Source organism: Peribacillus simplex NBRC 15720 = DSM 1321, assembly GCF_002243645.1.
Classification (GTDB): Bacteria; Bacillota; Bacilli; order Bacillales; family DSM-1321; genus Peribacillus; species Peribacillus simplex.
The window spans coordinates 1,810,747-1,823,711 of sequence record NZ_CP017704.1 but is presented as its reverse complement, the minus strand read 5'-3'; the positions used below and the strand labels follow the sequence as shown (position 1 = coordinate 1,823,711).

The window sequence follows — 12,965 nt, the reverse complement described above, 5'->3', positions numbered from 1 at the left end:
AAAAGACGTTATAATAATATATGTCTTGAAAAAATGTTAACATTGTTTGGTGACGATAGCGAAGAGGTCACACCCGTTCCCATTCCGAACACGGCAGTTAAGCTCTTCAGCGCCGATGGTAGTTGGGGGTTTCCCCCTGTGAGAGTAGGACGTCGCCAAGCTGATATTGTTCCGCAGTAGCTCAGTGGTAGAGCATTCGGCTGTTAACCGAACGGTCGTAGGTTCGAGTCCTACCTGCGGAGCCATTATTGGAGAGCTGTCCGAGTGGCCGAAGGAGCACGATTGGAAATCGTGTAGACGGGTAACCCTGTCTCAAGGGTTCAAATCCCTTGCTCTCCGCCATTTTATACCTGGCCCGTTGGTCAAGCGGTTAAGACACCGCCCTTTCACGGCGGTAACACGGGTTCGAATCCCGTACGGGTCACCATTTAGACAACATATTGGAGGATTAGCTCAGCTGGGAGAGCATCTGCCTTACAAGCAGAGGGTCGGCGGTTCGATCCCGTCATCCTCCACCATTTTTCAATAAGATCAGGTTGTTTCTGCTTAAGGGATTGATTATTCAACTCATTGAAACGCTCAACACGAAAACTTGATGTATAATAGCAACATTATTACCGTCGCGGGGTGGAGCAGTCCGGTAGCTCGTCGGGCTCATAACCCGAAGGTCGCAGGTTCAAATCCTGTCCCCGCAATCTATGGTCCCGTGGTGTAGCGGTTAACATGCCTGCCTGTCACGCAGGAGATCGCGGGTTCGATTCCCGTCGGGACCGCCATTTTTATTGCTTGGCTCAGTAGCTCAGTCGGTAGAGCAAAGGACTGAAAATCCTTGTGTCGGCGGTTCGATTCCGTCCTGAGCCACCATAGTAGTGCCGGTGTAGCTCAACTGGTAGAGCAACTGACTTGTAATCAGTAGGTTGGGGGTTCAAGTCCTCTTGCCGGCACCATGTTTCATCCATATGCGGAGGGGTAGCGAAGTGGCTAAACGCGGCGGACTGTAAATCCGCTCCTTCGGGTTCGGCAGTTCGAATCTGCCCCCCTCCACCATTTTTCTTACAGGGGTATAGTTTAAAGGTAGAACAGAGGTCTCCAAAACCTCCAGTGTGGGTTCGAGTCCTACTACCCCTGCCAATTTTAATCCTATAATGGCGGTTGTGGCGAAGTGGTTAACGCACCTGATTGTGGTTCAGGCATTCGTGGGTTCGATTCCCATCAGTCGCCCCATTTAATAAAACATGATATAATGATTACAACGTTAATGGGCTATAGCCAAGCGGTAAGGCAACGGATTTTGATTCCGTCATGCGAAGGTTCGATCCCTTCTAGCCCAGCCATATGCGAAAGTAGTTCAGTGGTAGAATACAACCTTGCCAAGGTTGGGGTCGCGGGTTCGAATCCCGTCTTTCGCTCCAAAAACGTTGGCGGCATAGCCAAGCGGTAAGGCAGAGGTCTGCAAAACCTTTACCACCGGTTCGATTCCGGTTGCCGCCTCCAACATACATGCCGGTGTGGCGGAATTGGCAGACGCGCACGACTCAAAATCGTGTTCCTCTGGAGTGCCGGTTCGACCCCGGCCACCGGTATCACATACGTTAATATAAACGTCGATTTGACGGCAATCTACCGTAATGGTAGGTCGCCGTTTTTTCGTTGTATGCGCACGATTTCGTAGGTGAAAGTCGTACGCGCTGTATCGGGTAATTATCCGTATTGGAGTGGCGAACATTGGCACGGAAAAGGCGTAATGATGATTTAGCTACGGAAGATTTATCGAAGCTGCGCGGAAGTATGAGGTCGGTCGGATTTTCTCGACTTCGAGGATGCCTTGATGTTGTTTTTAAAGGATGGCGAAATACGAAATATTCGTGAGCGATCCGTGTGTTTAACTACTTATATAAAAAGACTATATTCCGGAGAATCCAGTAAAGGCTCTTAGCTTAGTACGCGATAGGAAAGAGATAATCGCCACTTTCTCGACGAAGCAACTTAACGACATATCAGCAAGCCAGATTTAAAGACGTTTACAGGCGTGCGGGATTAAACGTATATGTTATTACTCCTAAAGACTGGCCTACGGGCTAACGAGCTCGTAGGTGTGCAGGTGAACGATATAAAATGGGAAGAATCGACGATGCTTGTTCGAAATACAAAAGGGTACAAGCAGCGGTATTTTCCGTTATCGCCGACCATGAAAGACGCACTAAGCCGTTATATTTCTATTCGCGGATCCATTGTTGCCTGTAATGCGTTGTTTGTGACCGTGGACGATACGCCATTAACTAAGCGTCAGGTTCAGTCAAGAATACATGATTACGGTGAGCAGCCGGGCATAAAAGACGTACGGTTGAGCCCGCATACTTTTCGACGTACCTTTGCGAAGATGATTGTAAAGAATGGCGCGGGTATATTTGAACTACAACAGATACTCGGACATACTACGTTCGATATGGTCCGGACTTACATTAATTTATTCACTGATGACGTAAAGGAGCAACATCGTAAATTTTCCCCATTAAATACATTAAAGAAACGAAACTAGACGTCGCCTTCGGGTGGCGTTTTTTTTTTTGCTTTATATCAAAGAAATCATCCGGATGGGCCCCTGGATCAACTTGACGGATAGCCTTTATTATCTTCTTTATCATCGGCACAGTAGGTTCCGTTTGTCGGCGCAAAGCTCCGAGATATTGCTCCTACTGACCTTAGATGTCTTTATGGGCCCATACCCTGCGATATTCCCCGATCATCCAGCCAGCGCCCGTAAATAGGCCGAGTGAAGGGGAGTGCGAATCGTTGTTAAATAAAAGGCACTGTTAAAGGATGTTGTTGATTTTTCTTGTTGAACTATCGGGGCAGTAAGTTTAATAAGAATTTCTTCTCTAACACCAAATTAAATAGGTAAGTTCACAGACGTTTAGTGAAGTTGAAAATATACTGAATTAGAAAGGTGTGATTGTAATGACAAACAATCGATTTTTTTCATCAAAATATAAACCAGAAACTACGAAATTACGGAAACATCAATTATTAAACTCTAGTTTAGAAAAACTAAAACCGCCACAAGGTTGTAATTTCTTTCCTCCAAGACCTTGTGGGAATCTTTGTGACTGTTGTGTTTCTCCACTTCAGTCCGTCTTACAACAACTTGTTGGGCAAGAAGTAATCCTTGGCACTATTGCAGACGCACCAAATGTACCTCCTCTCTTTTTTTTATTCACTATTATTGAAGTGAGTGATTCTTTAGTTACTGTTACAAATGGAGCGACAACCTTTGAGGTAAATATTTCTGATGTAACAGGGGTAGGATTTTTAACACCAGGACCTACTATCACTTTGTTGCCACCTGTTGATATTGGGTGCGAATGTGATTGTCGTGAACGACCAATTAGACAATTGCTGAATACACTAATCGGTTCTACAGTGAATCTTTTAGCAAGTAATGGTTCTATTGCAGCAGATTTTAACGTGGAACAAACAGGTCTCGGCATTGTGTTAGGTACTTTACCAATAAGTCCTGGTACAATCGTTAGATTTGCAATTTCAACTTGTAAAATTACTGCTGTAGGGCAGAACTAGTTGAATAAGGAATGATGTTAAAAATAAATATTTAGTGTTTATGCCGGCTACAACTACGGAAATTACAGTCGATACGCTTAACGAAGGCGGCCGATGATACTATTCTCGGAGTAGGCGAAAACGATAGCAACCTTAAGGAAGTCACTAAATACGCGGGTGCTAATTACGGAGATACAGGCAATGGCTTGGCGCAGGTAAAGCCGCCCTTGTAGATAAAGGAACGCTGATTACATTAATAGAGCATGGCGTTTTGAAAGATAAAGTTAAATTTCAGGAAACTGGCGAAATCGGCTGGACTCCTTCCGGCAATATATCGAAAACTAAAGCTGAATAAGATAACCCCTTACCTTCGCGGTTGGGGCTTTTTTAGTATGTGAAAGTAGAAAAAGCGACACACAATTGGTCGCCTTTCTTCAATTAAGAATATAGTTTAAAGAACGTTGTCCTTACGATGAAAATAAAAACGAATGGGTCAAAGAGTATTAACTCTACCATTCGTTCCGTAAACAGATTGGCCAATGATTTTAGATTTCAATATTCATAGCACTTAGCTCTGCTTCCGTATAGCCAGAAGAGGATAGTGCGATTTCAATTTCTTCAGCAGCCTTATAATCAAATAATTTAAATTTAGACATTAAAGCGAAAGCATTTTGACTTTCAATTGCCAAGGCAACAGCTTCCACGTCTTGCAGTAACTTCAGGTCTTCAATGTAGAATTGAGCGGTTCTCATCGCTAAATACTCATTCATTGTAGTCGAACTGTAGAAAAGTCTTGTTAAAGTGGCGATTGCGTTAGGAACGAAAATCTTATTCATAATTACCCCTCCACTATTCTTAATATTCTGTCATTCGAGCTACTACTAGTATGAGTCACTCTAAAAATGTTGTCAATCTTTATCTTTTGAGCATTTTTACTCACCAGTTGAAAGTAAATCTGTACTCAAATTGAGTAAATATAAAACAGGCGACTTTTCCAAAGACAAAAGTGATTGCACCGAAGCGCACGAAGTAAACGAAAGAATGAATGATGCTGAGTTTACGAAACGAACAAATTACATGTGGCATGTTGATTCAAGCTCGATTGCTAGGTCTCAGGCCCGATCATAACAAGTTGGATAGAAGAGTCACATATTATTACTTCATTCAACAAATGGGCCGATTTTTTTAGAAATTCATTCATTAATGAGATCCTTTCTGTGTTCAAAAATTTCAAAGGGCTTATGAAACAACAGATCCTTATTGACTGTGAAGAAGGCGGGCTTCCACATTACGCAGCTCTCCAGATGAAACACTATCAGCCACAATTATTTGCAATGTTCTCGTAGCTGTCATTCGTTTGTCTGGATGCTTCAATTGTAGATGCTGTTATATCGAACGGAAAAGTTCATTATTTTCTGGACGGTTGGCGTTATAGATTTCTTGTAAACTCCTCGATTTTCCCATGGCTTTTCCTACTTTCCATCAAGTGTGAAATACATATGAAAGCTAATGCGATAATATTCGTATGGTCTATATTTTCGTCTGAGCGCTTCTAATTCCTTCTTTTTTCAATTAAATCTTCTTTAAAGAACAGTGAAGTTGCTCCTGATTTTTTTTACAAGGCGTTAGCTTACCTGTCTTACTGCTTGACCGTTGCCGTATATGTTGTTGTTTTTCTTTGTCTTTAACACGACCTAGAATCATGTTCTGCGTAGGAGTGCGTTATTGTGATGTTAGAGACATGATGCACTAGTCCCGTTTCCCGTTATCAACCAGGAAAGTAGTTCCTCTAACCTTGCTTCTATTTATAATCTGCTTCCTGGTTTTGTAAATAATATCGTTGAAATATGGTAATAACTAATAAAATCACTATTTAAGAACACAAGAACACTTCACATGACAAATTTTCTAAGGGGCGGAAAATTGTGAACAATAAGGGATGTCAATGCAGGTCCAATGAAGAATTACAACAACTGGTTGATAAGGCAAAAAAATATGCAAATATGGGAACAGTGGCAGACTATATACCGGCTCTTGAAAAGGCGAATCCTGGGGATTTGTCTGTTGCTATTTACTATCCTGATGGAAAAGGATATTGTGCGGGGGATGTAAGCGGAAAAATGACCCTGCAAAGCATATCAAAAGTTTTGACACTTGCACTGGTATTAATGGAAAAAGGGGAGGAATATGTCTTTTCCTATGTAGGAAAAGAACCGACTGGCGACCCTTTTAATTCGATTGCCAAGTTAGAGACAAACAAGCCATCTAAGCCGTTAAACCCGATGATCAATGCAGGAGCATTGACTGTGACCCACATGATTGCAGGTGACAGTGTAAACGAGCGATTTCAGCGTATTTTACATTTTATCCGGGAGTTGACGCAAAATCCTACTATCGGCTTTAATGAAGATGTTGCCCGGTCAGAATACAATACGGCAGACTTAAATAGGGCGTTAAGCTATTTTTTAAAGCAGCATAATGTAATAAATGAGGATGTGGAGGAATTAATCGAATTGTATTCGAAGCAGTGTGCCATTGAAATGGACAGTCAGGATTTGGCGAGGATAGGCTGTGTGCTGGCCATGAATGGGAAAGATTTGTTGACGGGAAAGCAAATCATCCCCGGGGACATTGCCCGTATTTGCAAGACATTCATGGTTACTTGCGGCATGTATAACGCATCAGGTGAATTTGCCATTAATGTTGGCATACCGGCTAAAAGCGGTGTGTCAGGGGGAATCATGGGGGCCGTCCCCGGAAAATGTGGGATTGGAATTTATGGTGCAGCGCTGGATGAAAGGGGGAACAGCGTTGCCGGGATAAAAATCTTGGAAATGATGGCGAAAAAGTATTCCTTAAGTATGTTTAATTTGTAAACATTGACACCATTAGTGACGAGTCGATGTTATTAATCACGTTATTTTTATTCAAAAAAGGTGTCTGGATTTAAAGAGAGAGAACGAAGCTTGGATAAGAGCTTTTTCGTTATGTTAGGTGTGGTCAACCAGGAAGAGGAGAGGAAATGCGATTGGTACGGTGGCAGTGTTAATGAGTTTCAGTCTAAAGCCTTACAGAAACAAAGCATTTACTTTCACGGCAAAAAAAGACCTCTGCACATTAGGGCAAGGTCTTAAGCTGTTTATAACAAGTTGGAGAAAAGAGATACTTTTTTATATAAAGCATTTACCTCTTTATTTCGATGTTCCCCGATTTCATTTCTTAGCTGGCCTTCCATATCTGTCATTAAATCAGCTAATTTCAATGCCTTTTGTCTGTCGGAAATATTGCTGCGAATGATATATTCATATTTTGCATTGTATTCAGTCAGTGACATTTCTTCTGTCCTCCCATAGTACAAAGTCATTTAAGCTTTCATCTGTTCCTGCATCAGCAACCCCAATGTACTTAAGTGTAATTTCAGGGTGTGAATGGTTAAGGATCATTTGTAACTCAGCAAGGTCCTTACTTCGTTTATAGAACCAGTACCCGAATGTTTTCCGCATGGTATGGGTACCAACGCTCTCGATGTCTACCATGTCTGCTGCTTTATTAAGTTGCCTGTAGGCTTGTATCTTACTTATAGGCTTATCGCCCTTGCGTGAGGGGAATAGCCATTCACCATCAATGGTGGCTATATAGGCGGCCAATTCATTGCATACAGTATTAAGCTGTATGATTCTTGGCTTCTTTGTTTTCCCTTCCTTGATGATGACCTCCATCTTGCCTTTAATGTCCTTTATCTTCAGCGATAATAGATCAGACACACGCAAGCCGGTATTGATGCCTAACAAGAACAATATGTAGTCTCTCTCGCTGCAATGTCTTTTCAATGACCATTTCATATCATCTAATTTTTCCAATGATCTGATTGGTTGAACGTCAATTAAATGTTCTTTTGGCAAATATGATCACCCTTATTTCACGCTAATGGAATCAGTGTTTTGAATGTATACTTTTTTATTAATTTAAGAGTAACACTGAAAAAGGATGGAAGTCAATGTGAGGAGTATATTGATGGCAATGTATTCGGGTTTGTAGGGGGGAGGTTAAGATATCGGGACGAATTGAGATGAAAAAAACACGGTCTCCTCTTAAAGAAAGGGCCGCGTTTTTAGGTAAGTGCAAACTTCACTATTCATAGTACATTTCATAGATTTAATGAAGATGGTATAGAGTTCTCGATATAGTCATGAACGGCCTTGCCTATCGTTTTAAGATTGAATTTTAAGTGTGGATAGTTATAAAAACTACTGAAACTTGATATAATGAATAAATAGTAATATTTTTCTAAACTAGTGTTATTGATGGATATTTTAATAGGGTTCATTCAGAAGGAATAGATCTTTTATAATTATTATGCTTTATCAGGATTGGGGAAACCACCATGAAGAGAGTTTTAGTTATATCGAAAAAGTCACTGCCTTTAATATCAAGGTTTTTTACGATGGCAATTATGATTGCGTTTTTTTACTGTATGTTCATGTTCGCAGACCTAGAGAATGAAAAGGCAGACAACGAGCGTCATAACGAGCGATCAGTGAATTTTGAAGAGATGAGCGATCAAGAATTGGAAGAGAAGCCAGCAGGTACTATGGTGAACTATTGTAAAGATAGCGCTAATGAGAGTCGCTCCTCCAGTTGGTTTGGTATTGAAGAAAACGAAATGGAACCTAGCGAATACACGGTTGAATGCATTGAACACTTGGAATAGCAGCAGAGTTCAATGGATTACCCGGAAATTTGAGATTCAGGATTCACAACACGGACATCCTGGAGGATCGGAACAAAACGTGATCTGGGAAATCGTAAGAGGGAGGTCACATCCAAAGATTTGGTTGTGAACGGAGCGGAATGCACGGAGGATTTTAAGTGTTTTGGGAAATAAGGGCTTCGCTGAAATGATTGGTGACGAACCGGGTACACAGCGGGGGAGTCAGGGGAAAGTCTCTTTTTGCATACAGAATATTGACATTAGCCTGTTTGGATCTTAACCAAACAGGTTTTTAGTATGAAAGGAAATCCAATGGAAAAAATGGAATAGAATATAATGAAGAATGAAGGAAAATTTTTCACCCCCATATCTTTTTCTCTTTCTGAAACGTTTATAGGATAGAGGGTGTTGAAGGAGTGAGAAAAATGATAAATAAGTTAAGGGAAGATATTTCTGAAGAAAAGGATAACGGTGCGATTTTGCGTGAGGTCTATCCTGAATTGCTTCGGTTTTGCCGATTCCTGACCCAAAATAATTGGGATGGGGATGATTTGGCACAGGAAACGATATTGAAGGCAATGCAGGGCTATGGGAAGAAAACGGAGTTAACAACCGCTTTATTGAAGACGATAGCCCGCCATTCCTGGATTGATACGATTAGAAAAAGAAAAAAAGAATCTTTAGAGGATCTTTTGGATACCGAACAGCAAGGGGCAGTTGGGGAAAATGTCTTTGAAACGGTTGAATATATAATTAAATCCCTTACCCCGAAACAAGCTGTAGTGTTCATATTAAAGGAAGGATTCCTCTATCGGTCCAAAGAAATATCGGATTATTTGAACACTACGGAAACGGCTGTAAAGGCCATCTTGAACCGTGTGAAAAAGCGTTTTGACAATGACATTGATGAGCGTAAGCTGTCTTTCGTGGAAGATTGGCAAGATGAGGAGGAGCAGCGGCTCATGTCCCTGATGACACAGGCTTTAAAAGCCCAAAATCCTGATATCCTCATTAGAAGCATCCCATCTTTCAAATCCCTGAACAGTGAATCGGTGGTTCCTAAACTGATGAATCGTTCGATTCTTTCCAAAGCAAGCTTCACTCCTTCAAACACACTCTCAATGGCTGCATAGCCAATATTATTGTTAGGAGGAAGAAGAGATATGACCACCATACCATATGTAATTGAGCAATCAGGCAAGGGTGAGCGCTCGTACGATATTTATTCCAGACTTCTAAAAGACCGTATCATCATGATTGGGGAAGAAATCACCGATCATTTAGCCAATAGTGTCGTTGCCCAATTGTTATTCTTGGCAGCAGATGCACCTGATAAAGAAATTACCATCTTCATAAACAGTCCGGGGGGATCGACTAGTGCCGGTTTCGCCATTTATGATACGATGCAATATATTAAGCCTGATATCCGGACTGTATGTACGGGGATGGCTGCTTCATTCGGTGCCATGCTTTTATTGGCGGGTACGAAAGGGAAACGGTGCGCTTTGCCAAATAGTGAAATCATGCTTCATCAACCGCTTGGTGGGGCAAGGGGGCAAGCCACGGAAATTGAAATTTCTGCCCGAAGGATTTTGAAATTGAAGGATCATATTAATCAGATCATTTCGGAAAGGACTGGGCAGCCTATCGAAAAGGTGGCGAAGGACACAGATCGTGATTACTTCTTAAGTGCAAATGAGGCGAAGGATTACGGTTTAATCGATGAAATTATCATTAAAGGGAATTAATAAAAAGACCTGGATAAAAATAAGCTGGATGAAAACGAAAAGAAACGGTCGATATGTAAATCGGCCGTTTCTTTTTTTACCCTCATACATTACTCCATATATTTATCCACAAAACCCCATACCTTGTTCCAATACTTTTCCGGATCCACTAATTCAGCTTCACCATGCCCTGCACCCGATATTATCAATTTTTCTTTGTCTACGTTCGCTGCATTGTATACGTCATCCAGCATGGAATAAGGGACGAATGAATCATCCTCCCCATGGATGAATAACATGGGTTTTTTACTTTTGAGCACTTGTTTGACAGCTGATGCTTCAGTTAAATCGTAGCCTGCACGCAGCTTTGTTACCGTGTTGGCTGCATTCATTACTGGGAATTTTGGCAATCCGAACAAATCATCAAGTTGATAGGTGAATACGTCCATTACGGAGGAGTAACCGCAATCCTCTATAATCACTTTAACATTAGAAGGCAGCTTTTCCCCAGAGGTCATCATGACGGTTGCCCCTCCCATGGATATCCCGAATAATGCAATGTCTGCCTGGGGATCTTTATCGGTAATTTGCTTGATCCATAAAAGCATATCTTTCCGGTCATCCCAGCCCATTCCAATGTAATCTCCTTCGCTTCTTCCATGTCCGCGAAGATCAGGTGCCAGCACATTGTATCCATTTCCATGAAAATTGCGTACCCACCGAATCATTTGTGTGTTATTGCCGGTATAACCATGAACGATAATAGCCCATTTATGGTCATTGTTATTATTTTCATAAAGTTTAGCACTAAGTTTTAGTTGATCTGCAGAAACAATGCTCATCTCATCCGGTTGATGCTCTTTGGCAAATTTCGCATCCGCCAATTTACTGGATTCAGCCACTTCACCTGAAACGGCTTCAGACTGGGCAAGATGGGGGTTATCGCTTAAAAAGTCTTTTTCTTTATTCGGATTTAAGGCGATATTGTAAAAATAGTTCCCGGTAAAGCCATACATAACGACTAAAATTACAATAATGCATATTGCAGCAATACTGAATTTCTTCATTCAAGACTCCCTCCAAAAAACTTAACCATCATTTTTTAATAGTACTATATTTAGTTGTGCCTGTGAAAAAACAGAATGATGCCTAGGGTGATTTTTAATATTTAAAACTACTGAAATTATCTTTGAATAGGGCAGAGACAAGGATTTTGGATGTCTGCTTTTCTGGATAGTCTATCCAGTTAATATGTTAAAATAAATAGTATCTAACATTATCAATACTTTGGAGGAAGTTTTTATGAAGAAAACGCAAAAGGTTTTACTTATTAGTGGAATCTCATTTGTTGCATTATCCGGGTTGGGGATTGCTTCCTTTAAAATCATGGAAAACTCCAATGAGTACGAAAAAGCCCAACTGGAAATCGAAGCCAGGGAAACCAAGGAACAAATTGAAAGAGAAAGAGAGGATGTAAAAATCAAAGCCCAAAGGGAAGCGAAAGCTAAAGCGGCGGAACTTGAAGCGAAAACGGCGATATATGATGGGATTGAATTTGAAACAGGACTTGATGAAGACTCAACCGAAACGGAAGTCATGGATGTCATGCATAAAATGACTCATCAAAAGGTTCGATCGCAAGATAAATGGGGAGCTATACCGATGTCCCCTAAGATTATAGAAGAAGTTTATAAAATAGTGGATTCAAGTGATTTTCAGCATAGAGATAGATTGCTCAGCATTGCTGCCCGGTGGCGAGACTTAGATTTTAGCACGATCGTTCAGGACCATAACTTCTTTTGGGAAGACAAAGAAGGCACAGTTGGAAAAGCCCATGGCACATTAAGTGCGGCAGAAGAGATTGAATACATTGAAGTGAATTTTAAATAAGGCCATTTGAATGGAAGTACTTAAATTGCCAAAGAGCGAGTTGGAAGACCTGCTCAATAAAGAAAACTCAAACCTCCTGTAATAAGGCCAGTTCCTCAGAAGGTTTGAGTGTTTTCGAACCTTACACTCGATACAGGAGTTTTATTTTTTAATAATTAGTCTGCTTGACTCGTTCTCCTTGTTTACGGGAACGTCTTTTCCTACTGTGACCCGGCGAACGACGCGGTGCTGGTCACCGTAATCGGCAATAGCGTAATGCTGCGTGGCTAGATTATCCCAAATGACCACGTCCCCTTCACTCCATTGCCAACGCACGGTATTCTCTAAGCGCGTGACGTATGAATCGAAGATACTTAATAATCTTTCAGATTCACTTGTTGTATATCCTTCCACTCTTCCCGCAAAGCCACCTAATAACAAATGCCTTTTTCCGGTTTCTGCATGCACGTGAACGACTGGGTGCCTTGTTTTATAAATGGTCGATTCGAATATATCACGATATTTCTTTTTAACCTCATCATCGATGTTTTCAGCTGGTTTGAATTGAGCATAATCATATTCATTTGTATGGATCGCCCATAGTCCGTCCGCTAATTCCTTCAATCCATCCGGCAGGTCCTCATATGCTTTATTCGTATTTGCCCAAACTGTATCTCCGCCGACATTAGGGATGGTTACCCCTCTTAAAACAGAGTATTTTGGAACTTCTGGAACGAAAGTGACATCAGTATGCCAATGGTTTGCTTTAGCACCCCTTTCGGAATCAAGTTCGAAAATATAGTTGGTATTGTCTTTGACCGGTACTGTAGGATGTGCATAAGGCTCACCCAATAGCTTGGCAAATGCTTCTTGGCTGGCATCGTCCAAATGATTTTGACCTTTGAAGAATACGACTTTATGATCGTTTAACGCTTGTTTGATTTCACTGAAAATAGCTAAATCCAAGTCTCCGCTTAATTGGACTCCTTGAATTTCCGCTCCAATCCTTCCTGCTACGGTTACCACTTTTAATTGTTGTGTTTTAGTTTCCGTCATAATCAATCTCCTCCTGTAAGGTATGTTTTTTTATTTTTTAAAGGCTT

11 protein-coding genes, 15 tRNA genes, 1 rRNA gene and 1 pseudogene are annotated in these 12,965 nt (G+C 41.2%); 23 read left to right on the top strand and 5 right to left on the bottom strand.

Going from position 1 to position 12,965, the window contains the following annotated elements:
* Positions 1–45: 45 nt before the first annotated feature.
* From rrf to BS1321_RS08580, 18 genes and pseudogenes are all read left to right on the top strand, one after another.
* A 5S ribosomal RNA gene (gene rrf, locus BS1321_RS08665) occupies positions 46–161 on the top strand.
* A gap of 9 nt (positions 162–170) precedes the next feature.
* Positions 171–245: transfer RNA gene (locus BS1321_RS08660), tRNA-Asn, on the top strand.
* A gap of 5 nt (positions 246–250) precedes the next feature.
* Positions 251–342 (top strand) — tRNA-Ser (locus tag BS1321_RS08655).
* A 10-nt stretch (positions 343–352) separates the two neighbouring features.
* Positions 353–427 (top strand) — tRNA-Glu (locus BS1321_RS08650).
* A 15-nt stretch (positions 428–442) separates the two neighbouring features.
* Positions 443–518, top strand: a tRNA-Val gene (locus BS1321_RS08645).
* Positions 519–621: 103 nt separating this feature from the next.
* Positions 622–695 (top strand) — tRNA-Met (locus BS1321_RS08640).
* Positions 696–700: 5 nt separating this feature from the next.
* Positions 701–776 (top strand) — tRNA-Asp (locus BS1321_RS08635).
* Positions 777–788: 12 nt separating this feature from the next.
* Positions 789–864 (top strand) — tRNA-Phe (locus tag BS1321_RS08630).
* 7 nt (positions 865–871) lie between these two features.
* Positions 872–947, top strand: a tRNA-Thr gene (locus BS1321_RS08625).
* 16 nt (positions 948–963) lie between these two features.
* Positions 964–1,047, top strand: a tRNA-Tyr gene (locus BS1321_RS08620).
* Between the two features lie 10 nt (positions 1,048–1,057).
* Positions 1,058–1,131 (top strand) — tRNA-Trp (locus BS1321_RS08615).
* Positions 1,132–1,148: 17 nt separating this feature from the next.
* Positions 1,149–1,224: transfer RNA gene (locus tag BS1321_RS08610), tRNA-His, on the top strand.
* Between the two features lie 35 nt (positions 1,225–1,259).
* A tRNA-Gln gene (locus BS1321_RS08605) sits at positions 1,260–1,334 on the top strand.
* 3 nt (positions 1,335–1,337) lie between these two features.
* Positions 1,338–1,412 (top strand) — tRNA-Gly (locus BS1321_RS08600).
* Positions 1,413–1,420: 8 nt separating this feature from the next.
* Positions 1,421–1,494, top strand: a tRNA-Cys gene (locus BS1321_RS08595).
* A gap of 8 nt (positions 1,495–1,502) precedes the next feature.
* A tRNA-Leu gene (locus BS1321_RS08590) sits at positions 1,503–1,583 on the top strand.
* A 464-nt stretch (positions 1,584–2,047) separates the two neighbouring features.
* Positions 2,048–2,539, top strand: a complete 492-nt coding sequence (locus tag BS1321_RS08585) for a tyrosine-type recombinase/integrase (protein ID WP_063235351.1) — start codon at positions 2,048–2,050, stop codon at positions 2,537–2,539.
* Between the two features lie 554 nt (positions 2,540–3,093).
* Positions 3,094–3,576, top strand: a pseudogene (locus tag BS1321_RS08580) (bclA protein); the annotation flags it as partial.
* 524 nt (positions 3,577–4,100) lie between these two features.
* Here the strand turns inward: BS1321_RS08580 and BS1321_RS08575 are convergent.
* On the bottom strand, positions 4,101–4,391 hold the full coding sequence (locus BS1321_RS08575; RefSeq protein WP_063235352.1) for a hypothetical protein: 291 nt from the start codon (positions 4,389–4,391) through the stop codon (positions 4,101–4,103).
* Between the two features lie 1,167 nt (positions 4,392–5,558).
* On the opposite strand from BS1321_RS08575, the gene glsA reads away from it, so the two are divergent.
* Complete coding sequence (gene glsA / locus BS1321_RS08570; protein WP_063235428.1) at positions 5,559–6,431, top strand: glutaminase A; 873 nt, start codon at positions 5,559–5,561, stop codon at positions 6,429–6,431.
* Between the two features lie 263 nt (positions 6,432–6,694).
* Here the strand turns inward: glsA and BS1321_RS08565 are convergent, their stop codons facing one another.
* Together BS1321_RS08565 and BS1321_RS08560 are read right to left on the bottom strand one after the other, a co-directional pair.
* Positions 6,695–6,889, bottom strand: coding sequence for a hypothetical protein (locus BS1321_RS08565; protein WP_063235353.1), 195 nt, complete (start codon positions 6,887–6,889; stop codon positions 6,695–6,697).
* The gene (locus tag BS1321_RS08560; protein WP_063235429.1) at positions 6,876–7,397 is read right to left on the bottom strand and encodes a tyrosine-type recombinase/integrase; all 522 of its coding nucleotides are present in this window, start codon (positions 7,395–7,397) and stop codon (positions 6,876–6,878) included. Before BS1321_RS08560 ends, BS1321_RS08565 begins: the two co-directional genes overlap by 14 nt.
* 542 nt (positions 7,398–7,939) lie before the next feature.
* On the opposite strand from BS1321_RS08560, the gene BS1321_RS08555 reads away from it, so the two are divergent.
* The 3 genes from BS1321_RS08555 (at position 7,940) to clpP (ending at position 10,014) form a co-directional block, all read left to right on the top strand.
* Positions 7,940–8,266 carry a hypothetical protein gene (locus BS1321_RS08555; protein ID WP_063235354.1) on the top strand — a complete coding sequence of 109 codons (327 nt, stop codon included), beginning with the start codon at positions 7,940–7,942 and terminating at the stop codon, positions 8,264–8,266.
* A gap of 425 nt (positions 8,267–8,691) precedes the next feature.
* Positions 8,692–9,399, top strand: coding sequence for a sigma-70 family RNA polymerase sigma factor (locus BS1321_RS08550; protein WP_063235355.1), 708 nt, complete (start codon positions 8,692–8,694; stop codon positions 9,397–9,399).
* Positions 9,400–9,429: 30 nt separating this feature from the next.
* Entirely contained in the window at positions 9,430–10,014 is a 585-nt protein-coding gene (clpP, locus tag BS1321_RS08545; RefSeq protein ID WP_063235356.1) for an ATP-dependent Clp endopeptidase proteolytic subunit ClpP, read from the top strand.
* Positions 10,015–10,103: 89 nt separating this feature from the next.
* On the opposite strand, the gene BS1321_RS08540 is transcribed toward clpP, so the two are convergent.
* Positions 10,104–11,060, bottom strand: a complete 957-nt coding sequence (locus tag BS1321_RS08540; RefSeq protein ID WP_063235357.1) for an alpha/beta hydrolase — start codon at positions 11,058–11,060, stop codon at positions 10,104–10,106.
* 235 nt (positions 11,061–11,295) lie between these two features.
* On the opposite strand from BS1321_RS08540, the gene BS1321_RS08535 reads away from it, so the two are divergent.
* The gene (locus BS1321_RS08535; RefSeq protein WP_063235358.1) at positions 11,296–11,883 is read left to right on the top strand and encodes a DUF6241 domain-containing protein; all 588 of its coding nucleotides are present in this window, start codon (positions 11,296–11,298) and stop codon (positions 11,881–11,883) included.
* Positions 11,884–12,024: 141 nt separating this feature from the next.
* On the opposite strand, the gene BS1321_RS08530 is transcribed toward BS1321_RS08535, so the two are convergent.
* Complete coding sequence (locus tag BS1321_RS08530; protein WP_063235359.1) at positions 12,025–12,918, bottom strand: TauD/TfdA dioxygenase family protein; 894 nt, start codon at positions 12,916–12,918, stop codon at positions 12,025–12,027.
* Between the last annotated feature and the right edge of the window lie 47 nt (positions 12,919–12,965).

Excerpts from the sequence above, each read along its gene's own strand:
- BS1321_RS08565 (WP_063235353.1), bottom strand. The coding sequence starts at position 6,889 with ATGTCACTGACTGAATACAATGCAAAATATGAATATATCATTCGCAGC.
- glsA (WP_063235428.1), top strand. The coding sequence starts at position 5,559 with ATGGGAACAGTGGCAGACTATATACCGGCTCTTGAAAAGGCGAATCCT.
- BS1321_RS08555 (WP_063235354.1), top strand. The coding sequence starts at position 7,940 with ATGAAGAGAGTTTTAGTTATATCGAAAAAGTCACTGCCTTTAATATCA.
- BS1321_RS08550 (WP_063235355.1), top strand. The coding sequence starts at position 8,692 with ATGATAAATAAGTTAAGGGAAGATATTTCTGAAGAAAAGGATAACGGT.
- BS1321_RS08530 (WP_063235359.1), bottom strand. The coding sequence starts at position 12,918 with ATGACGGAAACTAAAACACAACAATTAAAAGTGGTAACCGTAGCAGGA.
- BS1321_RS08560 (WP_063235429.1), bottom strand. The coding sequence starts at position 7,397 with ATGAAATGGTCATTGAAAAGACATTGCAGCGAGAGAGACTACATATTG.
- clpP (WP_063235356.1), top strand. The coding sequence starts at position 9,430 with ATGACCACCATACCATATGTAATTGAGCAATCAGGCAAGGGTGAGCGC.
- BS1321_RS08540 (WP_063235357.1), bottom strand. The coding sequence starts at position 11,060 with ATGAAGAAATTCAGTATTGCTGCAATATGCATTATTGTAATTTTAGTC.
- BS1321_RS08575 (WP_063235352.1), bottom strand. The coding sequence starts at position 4,391 with ATGAATAAGATTTTCGTTCCTAACGCAATCGCCACTTTAACAAGACTT.
- BS1321_RS08585 (WP_063235351.1), top strand. The coding sequence starts at position 2,048 with ATGTTATTACTCCTAAAGACTGGCCTACGGGCTAACGAGCTCGTAGGT.
- BS1321_RS08535 (WP_063235358.1), top strand. The coding sequence starts at position 11,296 with ATGAAGAAAACGCAAAAGGTTTTACTTATTAGTGGAATCTCATTTGTT.